Here is a 23,522-nt window from a genome sequence, read left to right on the forward strand (position 1 = left end):
GCGGCAATGACACAGGCATGACACAGGCGTGCGACGGGTGCGGCACGGCGACGCCCGGACGCCCGCGGCGGACACGTCGCCGGACGCCCGCGCTGCCGGCGGAGCGGCGGGCGCCCGACTGGTCGCTGAACCGGTTCCGGCCGAGGCCCGGCGCAGAGAGGCCCGGCGCAAAGGGGCCCGGCGCAGAGAGGCCCGGCGCAAAGGGGGCCTCGACGTCCTCAGTTGCCCAGGTCCGCCAGCTGGTCGAAGCCCGGGATCTCCCGCGGGCTGCGCGTCCCCGGCCCGATGTACGTGGCCGAGGGCCGCACCAGGCGGCCCGTCCGCTTCTGCTCCAGGATGTGCGCCGACCAGCCCGCCGTACGGGCACACGTGAACATCGACGTGAACATGTGCGCCGGGACCTCCGCGAAGTCCAGCATGATCGCCGCCCAGAACTCCACGTTCGTCGCCAGCACCCGGTCCGGGCGGCGCGCGTGCAGCTCCTCCAGCGCGGCCTTCTCCAGGGCCCGCGCCACCTCGAAGCGCGGTGCGCCCAGCTCCTCGGCCGTGCGGCGCAGCACCCGGGCGCGGGGGTCCTCGGCGCGGTAGACGCGGTGTCCGAACCCCATCAGGCGCTCGCCCTTGTCGAGGGCCTTGCGCACATACGCGGCGGCGTCCCCGGTCCGCTCGATCTCCTCGATCATGCCGAGCACCCGGGACGGTGCGCCGCCGTGCAGCGGGCCCGACATGGCGCCCACCGCGCCGGAGAGCGCGGCGGCCACGTCGGCGCCGGTCGAGGCGATGACGCGGGCGGTGAACGTCGAGGCGTTCATGCCGTGCTCCGCGGCCGACGTCCAGTACGCGTCCACGGCCTTCACATGGCGGGGGTCCGGTTCGCCGCGCCAGCGGATCATGAACCGTTCCACGACGGACCCCGCCTTGTCGATCTCGCTCTGCGGGACCATCGGCACCCCCTGCCCGCGCGCCGACTGGGCGACGTACGAGAGCGCCATGACGGCTGCCCGCGCGAGGTTGTTGCGCGCGGTCTCCTCGTCGATGTCCAGCAGGGGTTTCAGCCCCCACACGGGGGCGAGCATCGCCAGCGCGGACTGCACGTCGACCCGGATGTCACCGGAGTGGACCGGGATCGGGAACGGCTCGGCCGGCGGCAGGCCGGGGTTGAACGCCCCGTCGACCAGCAGCCCCCAGACGTTGCCGAACGACACATGGCCGACGAGATCCTCGATGTCGACCCCGCGGTAGCGGAGCGAACCGCCTTCCTTGTCGGGTTCGGCGATCTCCGTTTCGAACGCGACGACTCCTTCGAGTCCGGGTACGAAGTCGGACATCAGGCGGCTCCCTCGGATCGGCGGCTCGGGGCGGGCCCCGAAGGGCCTGCCCCTCGATACTGGCGGGTTCCGACGTGACCGGGAAGCGTGACATCCGGCACAGCTCCCCGTTCTCTCCCGGAACGGTTGGTGACCCTCCTCGCCGGGCAGACTCGGCCCCTGCGGCAGGATGAGCGTGTGTCCACCGCAGATTCCTCCTTCGATTCCACCACCGATCCGGCCGCGATGCGCGAGCAGTACCGTTCCGAGAGCTTCACCGAGGACAGCCTGGCCGCCGACCCCATGCAGCAGTTCGCCCGCTGGTTCCGGCAGGTCGCCGCGGGCGGGATGCTCCACGAGCCCAATGCCATGGTCGTGTCCACGGCGACGCCCGAGGGCGTGCCGTCCTCCCGCACGGTGCTGCTGAAGATGTACGACGAGCGCGGCTTCGTCTTCTTCACCAACTACGAGTCCCGCAAGGGCCGCGAGCTGGCCGCGAATCCTCGGGTGTCGCTGCTCTTCCCCTGGCACCCGCTGGCCCGCCAGGTCATCGTCACCGGCACCGCGGCCCGGGTGGGCCGCGAGGAGACGGCCGCCTACTTCCGCACCCGCCCCCACGGCTCCCAGCTCGGCGCCTGGGCGAGCGCGCAGTCCACGGTGATCGGCTCCCGCGACGAGCTGGTGCGGCGTTACGAGGAGCTGGCGGCCCGCTACCCGGAGGGCGAGCAGATCCCGGCGCCCCCGCACTGGGGCGGCTTCCGGGTCGTTCCGCGCACGATCGAGTTCTGGCAGGGCCACGAGAACCGGCTGCACGACCGGCTGCGCTACGTACGGGAGGCCGGGGCCGGGGCCGAGAGCGGCGACGGCTCCGGGGCCTGGCGCGTCGAGCGGCTGTGCCCGTAAGGCGTTTCCGCCTCCGGACGCGTCTTCGCTTCCGCCTCCGGACACGCAGAAACCCGCAGGCTCTGGTCCCTCCTTGCGGAGGAGCCGGCCGGACTTACCGGCGAGCCTGCGGGTCGGTGACTGCTTGGGATTGGCCGGCGACCGGCCTGCACTGCAAAGAGCGCGACGACGGGCGTCAGCCCGCAGTCACCTCACGAGTCCGAAAAGAAATCACTTCCGGAGCACCTCCCTTCATGTGTACCCGCAGCCTAGAAACCTCCCCCGGGGCCGCACAACCGAATTATCCGTGCCATCGATTTCGGTGAAGTCGCTGTGTGCTGGGTCACGTTCGAGTTCAATGGTCTGACGTGCAGCAATGCCGGACACGTCCTGCGAGGGGTACGGGATGAGTGCTTCCAGGAGCAGCGGAACCACCGACGCCCTCGGGCCCGAGGAAGGCCCGGAGGGCCGGCCCGACGGGACGCCGGACGGAGTGCCGGACGGAGTGCCGGAGGCCGGTCCGGGGGCGGTCCCGGGCTCGGAGCTGCTGGCGGCCCTGCTCGACGGGATGGACGCCGCGCTCTGTGCCTTCGACGCGGACGGCACCGTCACCCACTGGAACCGCGAGGCCGAGCGCATTCTCGGCTGGTCCGCGCAGGAGGCCGTCGGACGGCCCGGGTTCGCCGGATGGGCCGTGCGGCGGGCGGACGCGGACGAGGTGCAGGCGCGGCTGATGGCCGTCATGGACGGGCCGGGGCGGCAGGTGCACGAGTTCGCGCTGCTGCGCAAGGACGGCGGGCGGGTGCTGGTGCGGACCCAGTCGGCCGGGGTGCGGGGCGCGTGCGGGAAGCCCGCCGGGGTGTACTGCGCGTTCAGCGAGGTCCATGCGCAGATCGACCTGGAGCGGGCCATCGCGCTGAGCGAGGCGCTGTTCGAGGACGCGTCATGGGGTGTCGTCCTCGTCGATGTGGACCTGCGGCCGACCGTCGTCAACGCCCATGCCGCCCGCGCGCTCGGAGGCGGCCGCACGACGCTGCTGGGGCGGCCGCTGGGCGAGCTGATCGTGCAGGGCGTCGAGGACCTGGAGGGGGCGCTCCAGCACGTGCTGGCCGCCGGCGCCCCGCCCGCCCCCGCCGAGCTGTGGGTGACGCTGCGGACGGCCGAGGGCAACCGGCGCCGCTGCTGGCGCTGCGGCTTCCTGCGGCTGGCCTCACCGCTCGCGGAGGAGCCGGTGCCGCTGGGTGTCGGCTGGCTGTTCCAGGACATCACGGACACGAAGCTGGCCGCCCAGGACGCGGACCGGGTGCGCTTCCGGTCCAATCAGCTGCACCGGGCCTCGCGGTCGGCGGCCGAGTGCGAGGACCCCATGGAGGCGGCGACCACCTCGCTCGACTACGCACTCGCGGGCTTCGCGGACCACGCGCTGGTCGACCTGGTGGCGGGGGAGCGGCTGGTCCGCGCGGCGGCGACGCCGTCCGACGCGCCGGGCCCGTGCCTGCCGGTGGCCGGCGGCGGCATCCCGCTGCGCTACGCGACGGGCCACCCGGCCCTCCAGGCGGTGGACCGCACGGGCTCGGTACGGGCCACGGCGGGGGCGGAGCGGGCCGCCGGGGAGTGGGCGGCCGAGCGCCAGTGGCCGGGCGACTCGGTGCACGCCCTGTGCGCGGTGCTGCGGAGCCGGGGGAGGACGCTCGGCGTGGTGACGTTCCTGCGCTCGGCGAACCGCGCCGCCTTCGAGCGCCCGGACGCGGTGTACGCGGAGAGCGTGGCGGACCGCGTCGCGGCCTCGGTGGACCTGTGCCGGTCGCTGGGGGAGGGGCCCGGAGGTATCGGCCCGTCCGGCGGCTGAGGACGGAACCCTCGCGCCGGAGGCGCCCCCCCCCGGGACCCGGTCGGGCCCTCAGTGCCGGTAGAAGATCCGGTCCGCGTACTGCGTCATCACGCGGCCGTTCCACTCGTGGCCCCCGTCGACGTTCCCCGACCGCAGCAGCGGCGGCTCCACGCCCCGCTCCAGCAGCCGTTCCGCCGCCGCCGCCATCATCGCCTGCATCACCGCACTGGTGACCACGGTCGACGCGGGCGCGAACGGTGCCTCGATGCCGTCGACGTTCAGCTCCGCGTCACCGATCGCGATCTTGCTGTCGAGGACGATGTCGCAGTGGTCCCGCAGGAAGCCGCCCGAGCTGTGCCGGGACCGGGTGCCGTCCGCGTACGCGACCGAGGTGACGCCGATGACCTTCACGCCCAGCGCACGCGCGTTCATCGCCATCTCCACCGGCAGCGCGTTGCGCCCGGACAGCGAGATGATCACGAGGATGTCGCCCGCCCGCGCGGGGCTGGAGTCGAGGACCGCGCCCGCGAGGCCGTCGACCCGCTCCAGCGCCGAGCCCAGGGTCGCCGGCATGACGTCGACCCCGAGCGCGCCGGGGACGGCCAGGAGGTTCATCAGGGCGAGCCCGCCCGCGCGGTAGACGACGTCCTGGGCGGCGAGCGAGGAGTGCCCGGCGCCGAAGGCGAAGAGCCTGCCACCGGCCTCGACGGTGTCGGCGATCGCGCTGCCGGCTGCCGCGATGTTGCCGGACTCCTCGTCGCGCACCCGCTCCAGCAGGCCGATCGCTGCGTCGAAGAACTGACCGGCCAGCTTGCTTTCGCTCATCTGAGGAGGGCCTTTCCGGCGGGATGGGGGTGACCTGGGGCGTCCGTACCGCCGATCACGTTGCGGTCTGGACCAGTGACATGTCAATACCGCGAGGGGCGCTCGGGCCCACTCCGATGCACCGCATCGGACCGACGAGGCACGGTTGTCGGTGGTATGCGTCAGAATTGGGTCAGGGCCAGCGCACGATTGCATCGAGGGGCACGAATGTCCGGACTGATCGACACAACGGAGATGTATCTCCGCACCATCCTCGAACTCGAAGAGGAAGGCGTGGTCCCCATGCGCGCCCGGATCGCGGAACGGCTGGACCAGAGCGGTCCGACGGTCAGCCAGACGGTGGCGCGCATGGAGCGCGACGGCCTGGTTCAGGTCGCGGGCGACCGGCATCTGGAGCTGACGGAGGAAGGCCGCCGGCTGGCGACCCGCGTGATGCGCAAGCACCGGCTCGCCGAGTGCCTGCTCGTCGACGTGATCGGCCTGGAGTGGGAACAGGTCCACGCCGAGGCATGCCGCTGGGAACACGTGATGAGCGAAGCCGTGGAGCGGCGGGTGCTGGAGCTGCTGCGCCACCCGACGGAGTCCCCGTACGGGAATCCGATCCCGGGCCTGGAGGAGCTGGGCGAGAAGGCCGAGGCCGATCCGTTCCTCGACGAGGGCATGGTCAGCCTGTCGGATCTCGACCCGGGCGCCGAGGGCAAGACCGTGGTGGTCCGCCGGATCGGTGAGCCGATCCAGACGGACGCCCAGCTGATGTACACGCTGCGGCGGGCGGGCGTGCAGCCCGGTTCCGTGGTCAGCGTGACGGAGTCGCCCGGCGGAGTGCTGGTCGGCAGCAGCGGGGAGGCGGCGGAGCTGGACTCCGAGGTGGCGTCGCACGTCTTCGTCGCCAAGCGCTGAAGACGCGCCACGTACGGATTCACCGCCGCGCGCCCATGCGCCGGCAGGCACCGAGCGGCCGGCGGCCGGTGTCCGGTTCACGCCCCCGGGGCGGTGCCGGGCGCCGGCCGCCGTCGTCTCCTCCCCGTAATTTCCGGCCGGAATTGCAGCGCTCGGACGGATCGCGTGCCAGGCTGTGGCTGAGGGATACCTGAGAGTGTCGGCCACCTGGCCGCGCGGTCGGGGAGGGGAGCAGGGTATGCGCCCGTCGTGCCGGCAGGTCCGGCCTGCGCACCGGACGAGACACGCGTCCACGCCCGCGCCCGGCCCCGGTCCAGGGCCCCGTGAACGATGGATGGCCCCGGCGCCTCACAGCGCCGGGGCCTGTCCTCCCCTGTTCCGACCTGGAGCCCCGAGCTCTTCAGGTCGGTCCCTGCGGGCCCTCATCCCCGAGTGGCCCGCCTCCCGGAGAAGATCTCCCCGCAGGGGCCGACGTCAATCCTTGGAAGCGGTCACTCGAACGAGCGGTGTTGTGTGCCGGAGTCCAGTTTTCGAATAAGAGTTCGATACTCTGGCGGAACGCGACCACGTGGTGATCGAGGGACCAGAAGGGGGTGCCAGAACATATGGTGCGGCGCATCGATGTGACCGGAAGCGACGGCGTACGCCTCGCGGCCTGGGAGTTCGCCGATCCGCCCAAGGAGCGCGCGGAGAGCGAACGCGCCCCCGGCGTCTTAATGCTGCACGGCCTCATGGGCCGGGCCTCGCACTGGGCCTCCACGACCCGCTGGCTCGCCGAGCGGCACCGCGCGGTCGGCCTCGACCAGCGCGGCCACGGCCGCAGCGACAAGCCGGCCGACGGCCCCTACACGCGCGACGTGTACGTGGCCGACGCCGAGGCCGCGATCGAACAGCTCGACCTCGGCCCCGTGACCCTCGTCGGGCACGCCATGGGAGCACTCACCGCCTGGCAGCTCGCCGCCAAGCGCCCCGACCTCGTCCGCGGGCTGGTCATCTGCGACATGCGGGCCTCCGCGCTCGGGGCGGCCTCGCAGCGGGAGTGGGAGGACTGGTTCACGTCCTGGCCGGTGCCGTTCGCGACACTGTCCGACGTACGGAAGTGGTTCGGCGAGGACGACCCGTGGGTGGAGCGGCCCAACCCGTCGCGCGGCGAGTTCTTCGCCGAGGTGATGGCCGAGCGCGCCGACGGCTGGCGGCCCGTCTTCTCTCGCCGGCAGATGCTCCAGACCCGCGCCACCTGGGTCCTGGAGGCGCACTGGGAGGAGCTGGCCCAGGTCGGCTGCCCGACCCTGGTGCTCCGGGGCCTCGACGGCGAGCTGGGCCGGGCGGAGGCCCAGGAGATGGTCCGGGTGCTGCCGCGCGGGCAGTACGCGGAGGTGGCCGACGCCGGCCACCTCGTCCACTACGACCAGCCGGAGGGCTGGCGCGCCGCGGTCGAACCCTTCCTGGAGCAGCTGGCCGAGGACAACCGCGACGACCGGGAACCGGTGGCTCCGTAACGCTCCGGAGCACAGGAACCCGGAGCCCCGTCCGTCACCCCTTGCTGACCGCCGCCAGGATCTCCGGCAGCCGGTCCGCCGTACGGGGCGCCGCCAGCCGCAGCCCGGCCCAGGCGATCAGCGCCCCGTACGCGCCACCCACCGGCAACAGCAGCCACAGCCACCCCTCCGCACCGGCGAGATGCAGCCAGATCGTCGCGCCGATCACCGGCGCGCACAGCAGCGCGGCCGAGACCATGCCGCCGAAGATCGAGATCCAGGCGAGCCCGGCCTGACCGGGCGCCACGTTCTTGAACGCGCCGTCCTGCGGGATCGAGTACGGGAAGTTCGCCGAGGCCACCGCGCCCGTCGCCAGCATCGCGCCCAGCAGCGCGAACGACAGCCCCATGACCCCCGGCAGCGTCCCCCAGTCCCCGAGCACCGCGCACGTCAGCACCGTCACCAGCACCGTGTAGGGAAGGGTGATCAACAGCAACGCCAGTGCGCGCGCCCGCAGCTCCAGGTACGCGTCCCGGGTCGAGGAGATCGCCGCGGCCACCATCCAGAACGCGGAGGTGTCCTGCCCGAACTGGTTGTACATCTGGATGCCGAGCATCCCGGCGGCGAAGCAGGCGAAGTAGACGGAGCCGGTGCCCTGCACGGCGTTGAGCAGCGGCACGATCAGCCCGATCGCCAGCGCGGTCACCCACGCGGCCTTGGTCTTCGGGTCCCGGGCGACGTACCGCAGGCTGCGCTGCATCACCGTGCCGGTGCGCCCCTCCGGGAACAGCGCCCACAGGCCGGAGCCGCGCGAACCGGACTTCGCGCGGTTCGGCTCCGCGGCGGCGAGCGTCGAGCCGTCCGGCGCCGTCATCAGCTTCACCAGGCTGCGTTGCCACAGCCACACCAGCAGGGCCAGCGCCGCCACGGAGAGCAGCAGCTGAAGGGCGGCCCGGCCGTACGAGCCCTGGGACGCGGACTCCACGGAGCCGATCGCCGAGGCGGGCGGCAGCCAGCGCACCACGTCCGCGGCCGGGTCCAGCGCGGAGAGGCCGCCCGCCCGGCCGAGCCGCTGGGCACCGAAGTTGACGGCCTGGATGCCCACCGCGATCACCAGCCCGCTGAGCACCGCCAGATCGCGGCCCTTGCGCGAGGTCAGCAGCCGGCTGTTGGCCGTGGCGACGGTCCGCGCCAGCGCCACGCAGACCAGCAGGGTCAGCGGCGCGGCCACGACCGCGAACACCGCCGCGCCCGCCCCATGGGCCAGCGCGATCACCGAACCGGCCGCCAGACAGAGCGTGAACAGCGGGCCGATCCCGACCAGCGAGGCCATCAGCAGCGCGGCGATCAGCGGCCGCGGCCGCAGCGGCAGCATCACCAGCCGGCTCGGGTCGAGGGTCTCGTCCCCGGCGGCGAAGAACAGCGGCATCACGGCCCAGCCGAGCGCCAGTACCGCGGCCAGCAGCACGACGAGTGACTCCGCGTGGGCGTTGCCGCGCAGCGCGATCAGCCCGATCAGCTGGCCCGCGGCGATCAGCAGGGTCACGACGACGGACGCGATGTACGCGGCCCGCCGCCCGGCCGACTGCCGCAGCCCGTTGCGCAGCAGGGCGAGCTTGAGCCGTACGAAGACGGGGACCAGGGCCGTACCGTCCATGCCGCCCGTCCGGGGCCCGGATCCCGCCGGGGCGTCGAGGACGCTCATCGGGTGCCGCCCAGCCAGTCCAGGGTGTCACCGTTGTCGCGGCCGCCCGCGCCGACCAGCTCCAGGAAGGCGTCCTGGAGCGAGGGCGCGTCGCCGCGCACCTGCGCCAGCGTGCCCTGGGACCGGATGCGGCCGGCCGCCATGACGGCCACCCAGTCGCAGAGCGACTCGACGAGCTCCATCACGTGGCTGGAGAAGATGACGGTCGCCCCGGAGCGGGTGTAGCGCTCCAGCACCCCGCGGATGGTCTGCGCGGAGACCGGGTCGACGCCCTCGAACGGCTCGTCCAGGAAGAGCACTTCGGGGTTGTGCAGCAGCGCCGCCGCCAGCCCGATCTTCTTCCTCATGCCGGTCGAGTAGTCGACGACCAGCTTGTGCTGGGCGCCCGCCAGATCCAGGACGTCCAGGAGCTGGGTGGCCCTGCTGTCCGTCTCCGGCCCCGGCAGCCCGCGCAACCGGCCGGTGTAGCCGAGCAGTTCGCGTCCGGAGAGGCGCTCGAAGAGCCGCAGGCCCTCGGGCAGGACACCGATCCGGGACTTCACCTCGACCGGATCGCGCCAGACGTCCCGTCCGCCGACCTCGATCCGGCCCATGTCCGGGCGGAGCAGCCCGGTGACCATGGACAGGGTGGTGGTCTTGCCCGCGCCGTTGGGACCCACCAGACCGATGAACTTGCCCGCCGGCAGCTCCAGATCGATCCCGGCCACCGCGGTCTGCTCGCCGAACCGTTTCCAGAGCCCCTCCACGCGCACCGCGGGGGGCGTCACCCGCGGCGCGTCCGCCTCGGAGGCCTGCTCTGCTCTGTCGGTCTCGCGCCGGTCCGGCATCGTGCACGCCCTTCGAAGTCCCCGTCTGTGGGGGCCACCCTACGAAAGGCGGGTCCGCGCGTCGGCTGCTTCCCTGCCGCAGGCGTAGGCGAGCGGGCTGATGAGCTCCTCCACCTCGGGCAGCCAGCGGTTGGCGGTGGTGGGGCGGCGGGCCCACTGCACGGCGCCGCTGCCGCCGACCCGGGTCGGCGGTGCCGTCACGTAGTGGCCCTCGCCCCGGCCGCGCAGATCGATCGCGGTGGCGCTCCAGCCCAGCCGCCGCACCAGCCCGTCCGCCTTGGCGGCGGCGCCCGGCAGGACGAAGAACTGCATCCGGCGGTCGGGGGTGCGGGTGACGGGCCCGAGCGGCAGGCTCAGCCGCTCCATCCGGGCCAGCGCCAGGAAGCCGGCCGACTCCGGTACGTCGATCGCGTCGAAGGCGCGTCCGGTCGGCAACAGGACCGCCGCACCGGGGTGTTGGGACCACATCCGGTGGGCCGCCGCGCCGCTGCCGGTGGCCTGGCCCGCCCAGTCGGCCCGGGTGGGATGGGCGCCGGGAGCGGTGCAGGCGGCCTCGCCGCACGAGCACCACTCCGTCCCGTCGGCCGGTTCCAGCCAGGTGCCGGGGCACACGTCCCAGTGCCGCTCCTCCGTGTACCGCACGGCGGCGTCGAGCGGCGGCTCGGCTCGCTGCTGGGGGACCTGCGCGGCTTCCTTGACTCCGATGGGCTCTTCCACGCACAGCACAACTGCCGCCACCACCTGGGGTTACGGGCGGGAGCATGCGCGGTTGAGGGCGCTTCGCGGCCGTCATGCGGGGCGCATCGAGGCATGGGCGGGGGCGCGCGGTAGGCGTCACGGCGAAGGAGGGGTAACCAGATACGGGAATTCCGGCACAGTTCGTCTCTCATCCTAGGGCGCTTGCTGTGACGAAAGATGCAAGACGCCGTGAAAGTGACCAACACGATGAATCGGTGCATTTCTCAGTCATATGTCGGGCAGTGATCCCGCAATGATCACTGCGGCCTCAGGGGGACAAACATGGCAGCCAGGCCTCTCGTCGCACGCCAGCCGAACGAACGGCTCCAGGCGCTTATCCAGGAAGCCGGATGCTCCAACGCGGGCCTAGCCCGGCGCGTCAACATGGTCGGGGCCGAACGCGGGCTCGACCTCCGCTACGACAAGACGTCGGTGGCCCGCTGGCTGCGCGGACAGCAGCCGCGCGGCAGGGCGCCGGGCATCATCGCCGAGGCGCTCGGCCGCAAGCTCGGCCGTACGGTCACGATCGACGAGATCGGGATGGCCAACGGCAAGAACCTCGCCTCCGGTGTGGGGCTGCAGTTCGCCCCGACGGTGATCGGGGCGATCGAGCAGGTCTGCGAGCTGTGGCGCAGCGACGTCGGCCGCCGCGACTTCCTCACCGGCTCCGCGGTGGCCTCCTCCGCGCTGGTCGAACCCAGCAGGGACTGGCTGATCAGCGGCGCGGACCCGCAGGTCGCGCGGACGGCCGGGGCCCGGGTCGGGATGCCGGACGTGGAGGCGGTGCGGGCGATGACGGCCGCGCTGGTCGATCTGGACCACCGCTTCGGCAGCGGCCATGTGCGGCCGGTCCTGGTGCACTACCTGAACAGCGTGGTCTCCGGGCTGCTTTCGGGGTCGTACCGTGAATCGACCGGGCGGCAGCTGTTCGCCGCGGTCGCCCGACTCACCGAGCTCGCCGGGTACATGGCGATCGACACGGGCCAGCCGGGGCTGGCCCAGCGCTACTACATCCAGGCGCTGCGGCTGGCGCAGGCGGCGGGCGACCGCGCCTACGGCGGCTATGTGCTGGCCGCGTCGATGAGCCATCTCGCGGCCCAGCTCGGCAATCCGCGCGAGATCGCCCAACTGGCCAGGGCCGCGCAGGAGGGTGCGCGCGGACGGGTCACACCGAGGGCGGAGGCGATGTTCTACGCCGCGGAGGCGCGCGGCCACGCCCTCCTCGGCGACGCCGGCACCTGTCAGTCGGTGGCGGGCCTGGCGCAGGCGGCCCTGGAGCGCGCCGACCCGGACAGCGGTGACGATCCCGACTGGATCGCGCACTTCGACCACGCCTATCTTGCGGACGAACTGGCGCACTGCCACCGTGACCTCGGCCAGGCGGAGGCGGCCGCGCGCCGGGCGAAGGAGTCCCTGGACGGCCACCCGGAGTCCCGCGCCCGCCGGCGCGGCATCGGCCTGGCGCTGCTGGCCTCTGCGCAGGTGCAGTTGCGCGACGTGGAGCAGGCCTGCCACACGGGAACGCGGGCGATGGAGCTGCTGGGCTCGGTGCGCTCCAGCCGGGGCGCGGAGTATCTGGAGGATCTGCAACAGCGAATGCTGCCGTACGGGGACGAGCCCGCGGTACGGGAGTTCGGTGCCCGTCTGGAGCTCCAGGCGGCCTGATCCGAGGAGGTGCAGCCGGGTCCCGTACCGGCCGCCCGAGCGGCGGGTGGTGTCCGGCTGCCCCATAACTGCGTCCTGAGGCCGCTGGGTGTTACAGCCGGCGCGAAGGGGAGGTGAGTGACCTCACGCGCTTGGCGAACGGCGGCAACCACCCGATAGCGTGAGCCGACGATTCCATAGGTACACACGTAGGAGTCCCGGTGACACAGAGCGGACAGGGCGACGAGCAGCAGCTCCCTGCTGTACGACCCGCGCACGAGGGTGTCGTGCTGCCCGCGGGGGGTGGCGAGCCCTGGACACCGGGGGGACCCGCGGACCAGTCGGCCCCGGCGGAAGGGCAGCCGTGGGGCCGGCCCTGGGGCCCGCAGGCGCCGCAGGGCCAGGCACCGGGACAAGGGCAGGGCCCGTACGGGCAGGACCAGCAGGCGCCCGCGTACGGCCAGGGCCAGCAGCCCTCGCCCGGGTACGGGCAGCAGCAGGGGCCGTACGACCAGGGGCAGTACGGGCAGGACCAGCAGGCGCAGGCACCGGCGTACGGCCAGGAGCAGCAGCACGGGCCGCAAGGGCACCAGCAGGGTTACCAGGGACCGGCGTACGGCCAGCCGCCGCAGCCGCTGCCGCCCGCCCAGTCGCAGGGCCCGTACGCCCAGCCGCTGCCCCCCGAGGCGGTGCCCGGCATGAGCATGGGCGGGGACGCGGACGCCACGCAGTACATCGCGCCGGTGCCCTCCGGCCCGGCGCCGGGCGGGCTGCCGCCGGAGAACCCCGCGGAGTCGACCCGGTACCTGGGCCGAGGACAGCAGCAGGGGTACCAGCAGCCGCCGGCCGGCGGTCACGCCGCACCGCCCGCGCCGGGCGGCCAGGACTCCGACGCGACCCAGTTCATACCCCCGGTGCCCGGTGGCGCGCCCTACGGCATCAGGCCCGGGACGCCCGGTGAGCGGCCGCCGCCCGCCGAGTTCGACAACCTCTTCCGGAGCGACGAGCCCGCCGGCGCCACGCAGCAGATGCCCCGCTTCGACCCCGCGCAGCAGATGCCCCCGCAGCACCAGGGCTCCCAGCAGCCCCCGCAGGCGTACCAGCAGCCGCCCGCGTACGGCGGTCCCGAGGACGGGGTGCCGCAGGAGGGGCGTGACGAGCGGCGCAAGCGGCCCGCGCACGTCCCGCTGATCGCCGCGGTCGTCGTCGGCTGTGCCGTGATCGGGCTCGGCGCGGGGGCGCTGCTGAGCGGCGGGGACGACGACAAGGACAGCAAGCAGCCGGTGGCCTCCGCGAGTTCACCCGCCGTGGAGTCCTCCGCCGAGGCCCCGGCCGATCCGGCGAAGCCGCAGGCCGAGGAGCTGGACAAGCTCCTCGCGGACAGCAACAACAGCCGGGCCGCGGTGATCAGCGCGGTGGAGAAGACCAAGACCTGCACCGACCTGGACCAGGCCGTGGCGGATCTGAAGGGCGCCGCCCAGCAGCGCCGCGACCTGGTCACCCGGCTCAAGGACCTGTCGGTCGACAAGCTGCCGGACAACGGCCGGCTGACCGCCTCGCTCACCAGGGCCTGGCAGGCGTCCGCGTCCGCCGACGACCACTACGCGGCCTGGGCCGAGCAGGCCAAGAGCAAGAAGGTCTGCAAGCACGGCACGGCCCGTTCGACCCCGCAGAAGGAGCAGGCCAACGTGCGGAGCGGCGAGGCGAGCAAGGCCAAGAGCGAGGCGTCCGGGCTGTGGAACACCATCGCGAAGAAGTACGGCCTGACCGAGCGCGAGGCCACCGCGCTCTGAGCACGGCGGTGAGAGGGGGCGGGCCGGGTCCGCCCACCCCCTCTCAGCCGGTCGCGCTCGCGTCCGACAGGGTCTTCGTCACGTCCACGAAGCCCTTCTTGTCGGCGACCAGCTTGCCGTCGCGCACGATCTGGAACGTCACCTTGCTGTTCACGATGCGCGGGTACGAGTCCGAGCCGAGCATGTCCTCGTAGCGCCAGCGGAGTTCGGGGGTGAGGCCCCCGGTGTCGACCCGGATTCCCTTGTTGAGGGCCTTGGTGACCTTCCAGGCGGTGATCCCCGGCTCGTGCAGGGACTCGACGATCGACTTCAGGGCGGTGTAGGCGATCCAGGTGGTCTGCACGCCCGTGTCGTCCGGGTCGATCCGGTTGTCGCCGAAGGCGTGCTCGCGGATCACCTGCCGCATCCGGTTCCAGCGCGCGTCGCCCGAGTCCGGGTACCAGCCGGTGACGTACGCGCCCTCGAACGGGCTGTCGCGGCCACCGGTGCGGTCGATGAGCGGCTGGCCCACGCTGCCGAGCACCGAGGAGATCCTGACCGCCGCGTCCGGCGGCTCCAGCCGCCGGAAGGAGTCGAAGAAGGTCTCCGTGCGGTCGCCGAGCACGGCCGTCACACACCCTCCGGCCGTGCCCGCCGCGTCCAGCGCCCGGCCGGCCGCGGCGTCGTAGGAAGTGGCCGTCTCCGCCGCCCGGATGTCGACCGGCGCGGGCCGCCGCGCCTCGGTGAGACCGGTGTTCAGGAGCCAGGACTGCCCGTCGCCGCCCAGCGTGTCCGGCCGCACCAGCGAGACCCGGTCGCACCTGCGGGCCAGCTGCTTGGCGTTGCCCGCCAGCAGCGCGGACTGGCCGCCGGTCACGGGGTAGGACATATAGCTGCGGAACTCCTCCTCGGAGGCGCCGTACCCGCCGATGTACGGAATCCCGGCCACCTCCAGCGGCGCCATGAACGACCGCCCGTGGCGGCTGTACGAGCCGACGACCGCGACGGCCTTCTCCTCGACGGCCCGCCGGGCGCAGTTCCCCGCGCCGGCCGAGGTGTCCTCCTCGTCGCAGGTGACCACGCGCAGCCTGTGCCCGTCGAGCCCGCCGCCGCCGTTGACCCAGCGGGCGTACGTCTGCGCCATCGCGGTCATTCCCGCCCTGTTGGCCGCGTCCGGGCCGGAGGCGCCGCTGGGCGCCCAGGTGACGACGGTGACGGGCTCCCTGGAGTCCCCCGAGGCCCCAGGGAGCGCACCGCAGCCGGACGTCAGCAGGCCCCCGGCCGCCACTGCGCCGATGAGCAGCCTCGAAGGGCGGGAAGCGAGGGGGCGTTGCCGTCCGGTCATGCGCACAGACGATCCCCGCCCCCGGGTAACGCCGCAGTGTGGCGCGTTCAACGCTCGGTGACATCCGGGTGAATTGCAGGGGGCCGCACGGGAGGCCGGAAAGGGAACGTACGATCGACAGCTGTGCAGCAAGGTTCCGAGAACACTTCCCGTCGCGGCCGTCGCTCCTCCACCATGGGCGGCATGCCGCTCAACGACATTCCGTGGTGGCGCTGGCGCAGCAACGTGCGCTCGGCGCTGCACATGCTCTCCGACCCCGTCTTCCATCACGAGTGCTGGCTGGCCGGCCGGGAGGGATACGGCGACGTCACCGACGCCGTGTACCGCCTGGTCGAGGACACCTGGCTCGACAACTGGTCCGCCGAGAAGTACGTCGGCACGGTCTTCCGGGACTCCGGCGAGGCCGCCCTCGTCGACGTCGCCGTGCTGCGGGTGCTGCGCATCATGCACCAGGTCGGCGCGGACGCCCCGGTGTCCGCCTATCTGGAGCACCACGGCTGGCCGGAGGCCGTCCGGGCCGCCCGCGAGGCCCATGTGCTGCTCGCCTCGAACGACGGCGAGGACCCCGATGTGCCCCCGCGCTCGCTGGACGTGCTCCGCATCATGACCAGAACGGCCTGAGATCCGGGCGGTGTGGCACCCTACGGGGATGACCGCGCCGCAGCCCGCCGATTCCGTTGTCTCCGCTGCCCCGGACGCCGCGTCCGAGCAGTATGTCCTCACGCTCTCCTGCCCGGACAAAAAGGGCATCGTGCACGCCGTGTCGAGCTATCTCTTCATGACCGGCTGCAATATCGAGGACAGTCAGCAGTTCGGGGACCACGACACGGGTCTGTTCTTCATGCGCGTCCACTTCTCGGCGGACAACCCGGTGACGGCGGAGAAGCTGCGGGCGAGCTTCGCCGCGATCGGTGACTCCTTCCGGATGGACTGGCAGATCCACCGGTCCTCCGACCGGATGCGGATCGTGCTGATGGTCAGCAAGTTCGGCCACTGCCTGAACGACCTGCTGTTCCGCTCCCGGAGCGGGGCGCTGCCCGTCGAGATCGCCGCGGTCGTCTCCAACCACACGGACTTCGCCGAGCTCGTCGCCTCGTACGGCGTGCCCTTCCGGCACATCCCGGTGACCAGGGACAACAAGGCGGACGCGGAGGCGCGGCTGCTGGAGCTGGTCCGCGAGGAGGACGTGGAGCTGGTCGTCCTGGCCCGCTACATGCAGGTCCTCTCGGACGATCTGTGCAAGCAGTTGAGCGGCCGGATCATCAACATCCACCACTCGTTCCTGCCGAGCTTCAAGGGCGCCAAGCCGTACCACCAGGCGCACGCCCGCGGCGTGAAGCTGATCGGTGCGACGGCGCACTACGTGACGGCCGACCTCGACGAGGGGCCGATCATCGAGCAGGAGGTGGAGCGGGTGGGCCACGGTGTGACGCCGGACCAACTGGTCGCCGTCGGGCGCGATGTCGAGTGCCAGGCGCTGGCGCGCGCGGTGAAGTGGCACGCCGAGCGGCGCATCCTGCTGAACGGCCGCCGCACCGTCGTCTTCCCGTAGACCGGGCCGCTCGGACGGCCCGGTCTCACAGCCTGCTGAGCGAGGCCGCCGCGAGCAGCACGTCCTGGATCGCCTCGCGGTCCCCGCGCTGGCCGGCCGCCGCCTCCACGGGCAGCACATGACCCGCCACCAACTGGCAGAACTCGGTGCCGTCCAGCGCGACCTGCGCCACCGCGTGGTCCGGGGAGCCGATCGCGGCCGGTGAGTCCAGTGCGATGTACCAGTCGCCACCGCCCAGGCCCTCGACCTCCAGATGGAGCGAGCGGCCCGGGGAACCGGCCGTCACCAGATGGCGGGCCGGACCGGCGAGCCCCGACCGCCGCCGCTCCGCCAGGGCGGCGGGCAGCATCCGGGCGGCCAGGTCGATCATCCGGTGGAGATGGGCCGCGGAGGGCGCCTCGTACGGATAGTCCACCGCCTCCGCGATGTCACCGCCGTGCATCCAGCACTCGAAGGCCCGGTCCAGCAGGGCGTCCTGCAACGGCAGCGCGAAATCGCCGTAGGAGACGGAGAGGCCCGAGACGCCGCGGCCCGCGAAGGACACGGTACGGATGAGGGTGTGGCTCTGGTCCCGCCACGGCTCGCGGACCGCGCGGGTCGGCGGCCGCCGGGCGGCCGACCAGTAACTCTCGGTCCGCGCGGTGGGCGCGAGCACCGGCCCCGGGCCACGGCGCGGAATGCCGGGAACGCTGTCGGCGAGCGGGTCGTCGAGGCCGAGGGCGGTACTGACCAGGCCGTCGACGGTCATCAGGTGGCCGATGACCCCGGCGACCGTCGTCTTGCGGTTGGCCGCGCGCTCGCCCTCGAACCACTTCAGCCGCACCGGGGCATGCCACTCCGAGGCGCCGATGTCACGCAGCAGCGCATCGAGTCGGGCGGTTTCCGCGTCGTACGGGGCCACCCAGCCGGGCACCGGGATCTTGGCCGGCCGCCGGCTCAGGCAGTTCTCCAGGACCCGCGACCGGAGCAGCGGATCGAGGTCCAGGCTGGCGTCGGTGTGCAGCAGCCCGACCGCGTCACGCAGCCGCAGCGCCTCGTCCGCGCAGGGGGCGCACTCCGTGAGGTGCGCCTCGACGGCCTCGGTCTCCTCCGCGGAGCAGGCGGCCAGCGCCCACGCACCGAGGAGGGCTTTCAGCACACGGTGCGGGAGCACCAGGGACGGCGGACCCGGCGGGCCCGCTTGCGGCTGCGGCGGTACGGATTCCGGCTGGGACGCGGGTGGTGGCGATGGCGGTGGCGTTGCGTGCCCCAAGTCGAAGTCGTCCGCGGCTGCCCGAGGGCCCGGTATGCGACGGGCGCCCCGCACCTCGTCGTCCTGACCGTTCCACTCGCGGCCGTCGCCGTCGAGCCCTTCCGCGTCGTCGGTCACAGCCGCCGCCCGTATCCGGGCGGTGAGGAACCCTCCAGCGGCCGGGTGTGGGCGGTGGACAGTAACTGGAGCCCGAGCCGCAGCCGGCGCCGGGCCTCGTCCTCGGTGACGCCGAGGTCGGCCGCCGTCTGCCGGTAGTCCCGCCGCTGTATGTACGCGAGCTCCAGCGCGGCCCGCAGTGGTGCGGGCATGGACGCGACGATGTAGTCGGCGCGGGCGGCGGCCGTGGCCCGGTGCACCCGTTCCTCCAGATCGGCAGGATCGGCGCGGTCCCCGCCGTCCTCCGCGTCCTCGTACGTCTCGGCGGCGGTGCTGCGCAGCCGCCGCACGGACTGGCGGTGGGTGAGCCGGGCCACCCAGGACCGCATCGAGCCCTGCTTGGGGTCGTAGTCGCCGGGGTTCTCCCACACGTACCCGAAGACCTCCCGGGTCACCACGTCCGCGGCGCTCTCGTCGTCGAGCATCCGGTGGGCCTGGCTGTGCACGAGCGAGGCGAACCGGTCGTAGAGCTCCCCGAGGGCGGCCGCCTCTCCGCGTGCCAGCCGCTGCTGCATCATGCGGTCCCAGCGGGGTGGTGCGTTATTGGCCATGAGACCCCCAGCCCTGTGCCCGTCTCCGTGTACGCCTCGTCACACCGAATGTAGTCGGCGGTACTGACAAGGCACGCTCTTTGTGACAAGTACGTCCGCGCGGGCGCCCTGGATGATAGGGAATGCGGCCCCCACCGTGCCGGAACCAGACCTGAAGTGATCATTTCTGCCTGAAACCCTTCTGTGCCTTCCGGGGGGAGGCGGTGTTTCATGGAGGGTGCCCCGGGGCAGCCGCGAGGAGGAACGCAAACTTCCGGATCGCGAATTCCCCGGAATCCCCGGAACGAGAGGCCCAGTCGCGTGACAAAGCCATCCCCTCCTGGAAACCACCCCACGGCTGCCGCCGCGCACGCCGTCCGGCCGGCCCATGAGCGTTCCCGGAAGCCACTGAGCGTCGCCGAGAGCGAGCAGGGCGGATGGACCGTGCTCCACATTCGCGGTGAGCTGGATCTGGTGACCTCACCGGCGGTCCGCCAGTCCGTCCACGACGCGGTCGCCGTCGGCCGCCACGATGTCGTGCTCGACCTCTCCGAGGTCTTCTTCTGCGACTCCAGCGGCGTCGGCGTGCTGATCGCCTCCCGCCGTCTGATGCGCTCCTGCGGCGGCCGGCTGCGGCTCATCCTGCCCGCCCGGGGCGCGGAGGACGGGTCCCACGTCAACCGGGTGCTCGCGGCGCTCGGCGTGCGCCGGCTGTTCGAGGTGTACCCCGACTGGGACTCGGCCGTCGACGACGCGGCCCAGCCGCTCTCGGCCTGAATTCGAATCACCTGTCGCGGTACTGAAACCGCTAAGTGACACGTGAACGCCGTGGGCGTCGTACGCTCCCCGCATGGACAGCGCAGAGTATGAGCGCAAGATCGCATTCCGCTTCGCCGCCTTCGACCAGGACGGCAACGGGTACATCGATCGCGCGGACTTCAACGCCGCAGCGGCCCGTCTGCTCGCCGAGTTCGGCACGGCGGCCCGCTGCGACAAGGGCCAGGCGCTCTACAGCGGGGCCGAGGCGTTCTGGCAGGGCATGGCGGGCATCGCGGACGTGGACGGGGACCAGCGCGTCAACCGCGCGGAGTTCGTCGGCGGTGCGGTGAAACGGCTCCGGGACAGCCCCGAGCGGTTCGCGGAGATCGCCCGCCCCTTCCTGCGCGCGGCGCTCGCCGTGGCCGCCCAGGACAGCGGCCTTCCGGCCGCGGTGCCCGCCGTGGAGCGGGCGCTGCGCGTGCTGGGCGCGAGCCCGGACGCGGCGGCGTTCGCCGCGCAGAGCCTGGACGCGGACCGGGACGGGCGGGTCGCGGAGGCGGACGCGGTGGCGGCGTTCGCCGCGTACTTCACGGTGATCGAGCCCGACGCGTAGCCCTCGGCCGGGCGGGCGCGCGGGTCCTCGGTGTGCGCTGCTCCGGGGCGCGGGTTTTTGTCCTCAATCGCCGGACGGGCTGGTTTGTGCGGGTGCCCCCGCAGGGGTGCGCTTTCCCGGTGGGTGGGGGTTCGGTGCCCCTCCGGGGCGTCTCCTCGAACGACGAACGTGCGGCGGGTACGCGGACGGACCCGGGTCTGTGTTCGTCGTCCTGCGGGGACTCCCCTGCACGGCCCCGAACCCGGCCGTCCCGCGTCTGCGGCAGCAGTTTCGCCGGTGTGCAGACGCGAGTGATGCAAGGGGTGGGGACGTGCAGGGGAGTCCCCGCAGGAAATGGCGTACGACCCGGGCCCCCCTCGGACCGGGGTGAACACGCCATTTCTGAGGAGACGCCCCGGAGGGGCACCACCCCCCACCCACCGGGTAGAGCGCCCCCGCGGGGCACCCGCACCCAAGCCCGTCCGGCGATTGAGGACGGAACCCCGCACCAAGGAACCCCGCACCAAGGACCCCCGCACCCGTCACCGCGTCGTGAACCGCTCCCGCAGCCGGTACTTCAGTACCTTCCGCAGCGTCTCGTTGCGGGGGAGGGCGTCCACCACCTCCAGTTGTTCCGGGAGCTTGTGGACGGACAGGCCCTCGCCGCGCAGGTAGGCCGTCAGCTCGGGGAGGGTGAGCGCGGCGGCGTCCGGCGGCTGTTCGATCACCGCGCAGACGCGTTCGCCGCGTTCCTCGTCCGGGAGGCCTATCACCGCCGCGTCGCCCACGCCGGGGTGGCGGGCGAGGAGGTCCTCCACCTCCTTCGCCGAGATGTTCTCGCCCTTGCGGATGATGATGTCCTTCAGCCGACCCGTGAGCACCAGGTGCCCGCTCGGCCCGACGTGGCCGACATCGCCCGTGCGCAGGAAGCCCTCGGCGTCGAAGGGGCTGGGGGAGGCCAGGTAGCCCTTGCAGACCGCCTCGCCCCGCAGCCGTACCTCGCCGTCCGTGTCGTACGGCAGCGGCTTGCCGTCCTCGTCGGTGATCCGGATCTCCATGCCCTCGGGCGGCCGTCCCTCCGTCTCCGCGAGGTGCTCCACGGTGTCGTCCGGGGCGCCCATCGTGATCATGGGGACCTCGGTCATGCCGTACCCGTGGGTGAGCTGGATTCCCATCTCGCGGACCACCGCGTGGTAGATCTCCGGGGGCTTCGGGGCACCTCCGCCCGCCAGCAGGCGGAGCGTGGGGACCAGCGGGCGGGACGGGTCCTTGCGCTGTTCCGTCAGGAACATCGAGTAGAACGCGGTGGAGCCGCCCGCGACCGTCACCCCGTGACGCCGGTAGCCCGACAGCGCGTCCGGCATCGCGAAGTGCTCGAACAGCACCGCCGGGAAGCCGTACAGCAGCAGCATGACCGAGTAGTCAGGGCCGGCGACATGGGCGAACGGGAAGGCCATCGAGCCGATGTCGGCCGCCGTCAGGCGCAGCGCGTGGGCCAGGCAGGAGCCGGCCGCGATCAGGCTGCGGTCGGTGTGCAGGACGCCCTTCGGGTCGGAGGTGGTGCCCGAGGTCCAGTAGATCCAGCGCACCGACGTGCCCTCCGCGGGCGGCGGGGGCAGGAGCGCCGGATCGCCGTCCGGGAGGGACTCGTACGCCTCGAAGACCTGCGGCGGGCGGTCGAGGTCCGCTGACAGGCGGCCGGCCATCGCGGTGTGGTCGAAGCCGCGCCAGGTGCCGGGCACGGCGAGGAAACCGGCCTTCGACTCGCGCAGCGCGAAGCCGACCTCGCGGTCGCGGTAGAAGGGGATGAGGGGCGTCTGCACCGCCCCGATCCGGGCCAGCGCGAAGGACAGCAGCGCCGTCTCCAGCCGGGTCGGCAGCTGCCAGGCGACGACGGTGCCGGGGCGTATCCCCATGGCGTACAGCCCGGCGGCCACCCGCTCGCCGCGGTCCCTCAGCTCGCCGAAGGTGAGCGTGCGGTCGTCCTGGATCAGGAAGGGCAGGTCGGGCGTCAGGGCGGCCCGGCGTTCGATGAGCTCCCAGAAGGTGCCCGATGATCCCAGGGCATGTGCGGTCTCGTTCACGGCGAACCCCTCACAGCTGACGGGTAGTCAGATCGTGCGGAGAGCGTAGAGCGCTGTGCCTTGTCGGTCCAGGGGTGCGGGGCTAGCCTGAGGGCGAAGTAAATCTGACGGGTCATCAGAAAAGCGTGCGCCGAAGGGGACACCATGACGGAACTGCCTCGGATCGTCAGCGTCGACGACCATGTGATCGAGCCGCCGCACCTGTTCTCGACCTGGCTGCCGGCCAAGTACCGGGAGCGCGGCCCGCAGCCGCTGACCGCGGGCATCGGCGAGCTGGCCTACACCGGCGGCAAGTACGTCATCACGATGGATCCCGACGGCCCGCCCACCGACTGGTGGATCTACGAGGACCTCAAGTTCCCGTACAAGCGGAACATCGCCGCCGTGGGGTTCGACCGCGACGACATGACGCTGGAGGGGATCACCCGGGCGGAGATGCGGCGCGGCTGCTGGGACCCGGCAGAGCGGCTGAAGGACATGGACCTCAACCACGTGGAGGCGAGCCTCTGCTTCCCCACCTTCCCGCGGTTCTGCGGGCAGACCTTCGCGGAGGCGCACGACAAGGAGGTCGCGCTCGCGTGCGTCCGCGCCTACAACGACTGGATGGTGGAGGAGTGGTGCGGTGACAGCGGTGGCCGGCTGATCCCGCTCTGCATCATCCCGCTCTGGGACATCGACCTGGCGGTCGCGGAGATCAGGCGGAACGCGGCGCGCGGGGTGCGGGCGGTGACCTTCTCGGAGATCCCGACCTATCTGGGGCTGCCGTCCATCCACACCGGTTACTGGGACCCGTTCTTCGCGGTCTGCCAGGAGACCGGCACGGTCGTGAACATGCACATCGGGTCCAGTTCGCAGATGCCCGCCGCGTCCCCCGACGCCCCGCCCGCCGTGCAGGCCTCGCTCTCCTTCAACAACGCCATGGCCTCGATGATGGACTTCCTGTTCAGCGGCGTGCTGGTGAAGTTCCCGACGCTCAAGCTCGCCTACAGCGAGGGCCAGATGGGCTGGATCCCGTACGCCCTGGAGCGCGCCGACGACGTCTGGGAGGAGCACCGGGCCTGGGGCGGGGTGCGCGATCTGATCCCCGAGCCGCCGTCGTCGTACTACTACCGGCAGATGTTCTGCTGCTTCTTCCGCGACAAGCACGGCGTCGCCTCGCTCGACGTCGTCGGCCGGGACAACGCCACCTTCGAGACCGACTACCCGCACGTCGACTCGACCTTCCCGCACACCAAGGAGGTCGCCCTCGACCACGTCAAGGGACTGGACGACGAGACCGTCTACAAACTGATGCGCGGGAACGCGATCCGGATGCTCGGCCTGGACCTCGACAAGTAGGCGCG

Annotated in this window: 20 protein-coding genes; 11 read left to right on the forward strand and 9 right to left on the reverse strand. The window is 72.4% G+C overall.

Annotated features, from left to right (window positions below; translation table 11 throughout):
• Positions 1 to 218: 218 nt before the first annotated feature.
• On the reverse strand, positions 219 to 1,328 hold the full coding sequence (locus ACIO3R_RS17525; RefSeq protein WP_385029395.1) for a citrate synthase 2: 1,110 nt from the start codon (positions 1,326 to 1,328) through the stop codon (positions 219 to 221).
• 225 nt (positions 1,329 to 1,553) lie between these two features.
• On the opposite strand from ACIO3R_RS17525, the gene pdxH reads away from it, so the two are divergent.
• Positions 1,554 to 2,210: a pyridoxamine 5'-phosphate oxidase gene (gene pdxH, locus ACIO3R_RS17530; RefSeq protein ID WP_402106621.1), complete on the forward strand. Its 657-nt coding sequence runs from the start codon at positions 1,554 to 1,556 to the stop codon at positions 2,208 to 2,210.
• Between the two features lie 385 nt (positions 2,211 to 2,595).
• Positions 2,596 to 4,038: a PAS domain-containing protein gene (locus ACIO3R_RS17535; RefSeq protein WP_402106508.1), complete on the forward strand. Its 1,443-nt coding sequence runs from the start codon at positions 2,596 to 2,598 to the stop codon at positions 4,036 to 4,038.
• A 51-nt stretch (positions 4,039 to 4,089) separates the two neighbouring features.
• On the opposite strand, the gene ACIO3R_RS17540 is transcribed toward ACIO3R_RS17535, so the two are convergent.
• Positions 4,090 to 4,845, reverse strand: coding sequence for an SIS domain-containing protein (locus tag ACIO3R_RS17540; RefSeq protein WP_385029401.1), 756 nt, complete (start codon positions 4,843 to 4,845; stop codon positions 4,090 to 4,092).
• A gap of 207 nt (positions 4,846 to 5,052) precedes the next feature.
• Between ACIO3R_RS17540 and ACIO3R_RS17545 the strand changes: the two genes are divergently transcribed.
• Both ACIO3R_RS17545 and ACIO3R_RS17550 read left to right on the forward strand, forming a co-directional pair.
• Positions 5,053 to 5,745, forward strand: a complete 693-nt coding sequence (locus tag ACIO3R_RS17545) for a metal-dependent transcriptional regulator (protein ID WP_123524341.1) — start codon at positions 5,053 to 5,055, stop codon at positions 5,743 to 5,745.
• A gap of 605 nt (positions 5,746 to 6,350) precedes the next feature.
• Positions 6,351 to 7,244, forward strand: coding sequence for an alpha/beta fold hydrolase (locus tag ACIO3R_RS17550; protein WP_385029404.1), 894 nt, complete (start codon positions 6,351 to 6,353; stop codon positions 7,242 to 7,244).
• A gap of 34 nt (positions 7,245 to 7,278) precedes the next feature.
• On the opposite strand, the gene ACIO3R_RS17555 is transcribed toward ACIO3R_RS17550, so the two are convergent.
• The 3 genes from ACIO3R_RS17555 to ACIO3R_RS17565 are packed head-to-tail and all read right to left on the reverse strand — an operon-like array spanning position 7,279 to position 10,481.
• The gene (locus ACIO3R_RS17555; RefSeq protein WP_402106511.1) at positions 7,279 to 8,928 is read right to left on the reverse strand and encodes a transporter; all 1,650 of its coding nucleotides are present in this window, start codon (positions 8,926 to 8,928) and stop codon (positions 7,279 to 7,281) included.
• The gene (locus tag ACIO3R_RS17560; RefSeq protein ID WP_402106514.1) at positions 8,925 to 9,755 is read right to left on the reverse strand and encodes an ABC transporter ATP-binding protein; all 831 of its coding nucleotides are present in this window, start codon (positions 9,753 to 9,755) and stop codon (positions 8,925 to 8,927) included. The genes ACIO3R_RS17555 and ACIO3R_RS17560 overlap by 4 nt, the downstream gene beginning before the upstream one ends.
• Positions 9,756 to 9,794: 39 nt before the next feature.
• The gene (locus tag ACIO3R_RS17565; protein ID WP_385029441.1) at positions 9,795 to 10,481 is read right to left on the reverse strand and encodes a bifunctional DNA primase/polymerase; all 687 of its coding nucleotides are present in this window, start codon (positions 10,479 to 10,481) and stop codon (positions 9,795 to 9,797) included.
• 294 nt (positions 10,482 to 10,775) lie between these two features.
• Between ACIO3R_RS17565 and ACIO3R_RS17570 the strand changes: the two genes are divergently transcribed.
• Complete coding sequence (locus ACIO3R_RS17570) at positions 10,776 to 12,158, forward strand: transcriptional regulator (RefSeq protein WP_385029413.1); 1,383 nt, start codon at positions 10,776 to 10,778, stop codon at positions 12,156 to 12,158.
• 266 nt (positions 12,159 to 12,424) lie between these two features.
• Positions 12,425 to 13,930: a hypothetical protein gene (locus ACIO3R_RS17575; RefSeq protein WP_402106624.1), complete on the forward strand. Its 1,506-nt coding sequence runs from the start codon at positions 12,425 to 12,427 to the stop codon at positions 13,928 to 13,930.
• 43 nt (positions 13,931 to 13,973) lie between these two features.
• On the opposite strand, the gene ACIO3R_RS17580 is transcribed toward ACIO3R_RS17575, so the two are convergent.
• On the reverse strand, positions 13,974 to 15,254 hold the full coding sequence (locus tag ACIO3R_RS17580; RefSeq protein ID WP_385029416.1) for an ABC transporter substrate-binding protein: 1,281 nt from the start codon (positions 15,252 to 15,254) through the stop codon (positions 13,974 to 13,976).
• A 174-nt stretch (positions 15,255 to 15,428) separates the two neighbouring features.
• On the opposite strand from ACIO3R_RS17580, the gene ACIO3R_RS17585 reads away from it, so the two are divergent.
• Together ACIO3R_RS17585 and purU are read left to right on the forward strand one after the other, a co-directional pair.
• Complete coding sequence (locus ACIO3R_RS17585) at positions 15,429 to 15,875, forward strand: hypothetical protein (protein ID WP_024494606.1); 447 nt, start codon at positions 15,429 to 15,431, stop codon at positions 15,873 to 15,875.
• Between the two features lie 28 nt (positions 15,876 to 15,903).
• Positions 15,904 to 16,806: a formyltetrahydrofolate deformylase gene (purU, locus tag ACIO3R_RS17590; RefSeq protein ID WP_385029419.1), complete on the forward strand. Its 903-nt coding sequence runs from the start codon at positions 15,904 to 15,906 to the stop codon at positions 16,804 to 16,806.
• Positions 16,807 to 16,831: 25 nt separating this feature from the next.
• Here the strand turns inward: purU and ACIO3R_RS17595 are convergent, their stop codons facing one another.
• Together ACIO3R_RS17595 and ACIO3R_RS17600 are read right to left on the reverse strand one after the other, a co-directional pair.
• Positions 16,832 to 18,175: a zf-HC2 domain-containing protein gene (locus tag ACIO3R_RS17595; protein ID WP_385029422.1), complete on the reverse strand. Its 1,344-nt coding sequence runs from the start codon at positions 18,173 to 18,175 to the stop codon at positions 16,832 to 16,834.
• Entirely contained in the window at positions 18,172 to 18,765 is a 594-nt protein-coding gene (locus ACIO3R_RS17600; RefSeq protein ID WP_385029425.1) for an RNA polymerase sigma factor, read from the reverse strand. Before ACIO3R_RS17600 ends, ACIO3R_RS17595 begins: the two co-directional genes overlap by 4 nt.
• 387 nt (positions 18,766 to 19,152) lie before the next feature.
• Between ACIO3R_RS17600 and ACIO3R_RS17605 the strand changes: the two genes are divergently transcribed.
• Both ACIO3R_RS17605 and ACIO3R_RS17610 read left to right on the forward strand, forming a co-directional pair.
• Positions 19,153 to 19,521 carry an STAS domain-containing protein gene (locus ACIO3R_RS17605; protein WP_363024469.1) on the forward strand — a complete coding sequence of 123 codons (369 nt, stop codon included), beginning with the start codon at positions 19,153 to 19,155 and terminating at the stop codon, positions 19,519 to 19,521.
• Positions 19,522 to 19,594: 73 nt separating this feature from the next.
• Entirely contained in the window at positions 19,595 to 20,116 is a 522-nt protein-coding gene (locus ACIO3R_RS17610) for an EF-hand domain-containing protein (protein ID WP_385346801.1), read from the forward strand.
• 521 nt (positions 20,117 to 20,637) lie between these two features.
• On the opposite strand, the gene ACIO3R_RS17615 is transcribed toward ACIO3R_RS17610, so the two are convergent.
• Positions 20,638 to 22,179, reverse strand: a complete 1,542-nt coding sequence (locus ACIO3R_RS17615) for a class I adenylate-forming enzyme family protein (protein ID WP_402106518.1) — start codon at positions 22,177 to 22,179, stop codon at positions 20,638 to 20,640.
• Between the two features lie 144 nt (positions 22,180 to 22,323).
• Between ACIO3R_RS17615 and ACIO3R_RS17620 the strand changes: the two genes are divergently transcribed.
• Positions 22,324 to 23,517, forward strand: a complete 1,194-nt coding sequence (locus ACIO3R_RS17620) for an amidohydrolase family protein (RefSeq protein ID WP_385041079.1) — start codon at positions 22,324 to 22,326, stop codon at positions 23,515 to 23,517.
• The last annotated feature ends 5 nt before the right edge of the window (positions 23,518 to 23,522 follow it).

Origin of the sequence: Streptomyces sp. NPDC087428, assembly GCF_044744085.1 — a bacterium.
Lineage (GTDB): Bacteria > Actinomycetota > Actinomycetes > Streptomycetales > Streptomycetaceae > Streptomyces.

Bases quoted from the DNA above. Each gene is read 5' to 3' on its own strand.
- ACIO3R_RS17525 (WP_385029395.1), bottom strand. From the start codon at position 1,328: ATGTCCGACTTCGTACCCGGACTCGAAGGAGTCGTCGCGTTCGAAACG.
- pdxH (WP_402106621.1), top strand. From the start codon at position 1,554: ATGCGCGAGCAGTACCGTTCCGAGAGCTTCACCGAGGACAGCCTGGCC.
- ACIO3R_RS17535 (WP_402106508.1), top strand. From the start codon at position 2,596: ATGAGTGCTTCCAGGAGCAGCGGAACCACCGACGCCCTCGGGCCCGAG.
- ACIO3R_RS17540 (WP_385029401.1), bottom strand. From the start codon at position 4,845: ATGAGCGAAAGCAAGCTGGCCGGTCAGTTCTTCGACGCAGCGATCGGC.
- ACIO3R_RS17545 (WP_123524341.1), top strand. From the start codon at position 5,053: ATGTCCGGACTGATCGACACAACGGAGATGTATCTCCGCACCATCCTC.
- ACIO3R_RS17550 (WP_385029404.1), top strand. From the start codon at position 6,351: ATGGTGCGGCGCATCGATGTGACCGGAAGCGACGGCGTACGCCTCGCG.
- ACIO3R_RS17555 (WP_402106511.1), bottom strand. From the start codon at position 8,928: ATGAGCGTCCTCGACGCCCCGGCGGGATCCGGGCCCCGGACGGGCGGC.
- ACIO3R_RS17560 (WP_402106514.1), bottom strand. From the start codon at position 9,755: ATGCCGGACCGGCGCGAGACCGACAGAGCAGAGCAGGCCTCCGAGGCG.
- ACIO3R_RS17570 (WP_385029413.1), top strand. From the start codon at position 10,776: ATGGCAGCCAGGCCTCTCGTCGCACGCCAGCCGAACGAACGGCTCCAG.
- ACIO3R_RS17580 (WP_385029416.1), bottom strand. From the start codon at position 15,254: ATGACCGGACGGCAACGCCCCCTCGCTTCCCGCCCTTCGAGGCTGCTC.
- ACIO3R_RS17585 (WP_024494606.1), top strand. From the start codon at position 15,429: ATGGGCGGCATGCCGCTCAACGACATTCCGTGGTGGCGCTGGCGCAGC.
- purU (WP_385029419.1), top strand. From the start codon at position 15,904: ATGACCGCGCCGCAGCCCGCCGATTCCGTTGTCTCCGCTGCCCCGGAC.
- ACIO3R_RS17600 (WP_385029425.1), bottom strand. From the start codon at position 18,765: ATGGCCAATAACGCACCACCCCGCTGGGACCGCATGATGCAGCAGCGG.
- ACIO3R_RS17610 (WP_385346801.1), top strand. From the start codon at position 19,595: ATGGACAGCGCAGAGTATGAGCGCAAGATCGCATTCCGCTTCGCCGCC.
- ACIO3R_RS17620 (WP_385041079.1), top strand. From the start codon at position 22,324: ATGACGGAACTGCCTCGGATCGTCAGCGTCGACGACCATGTGATCGAG.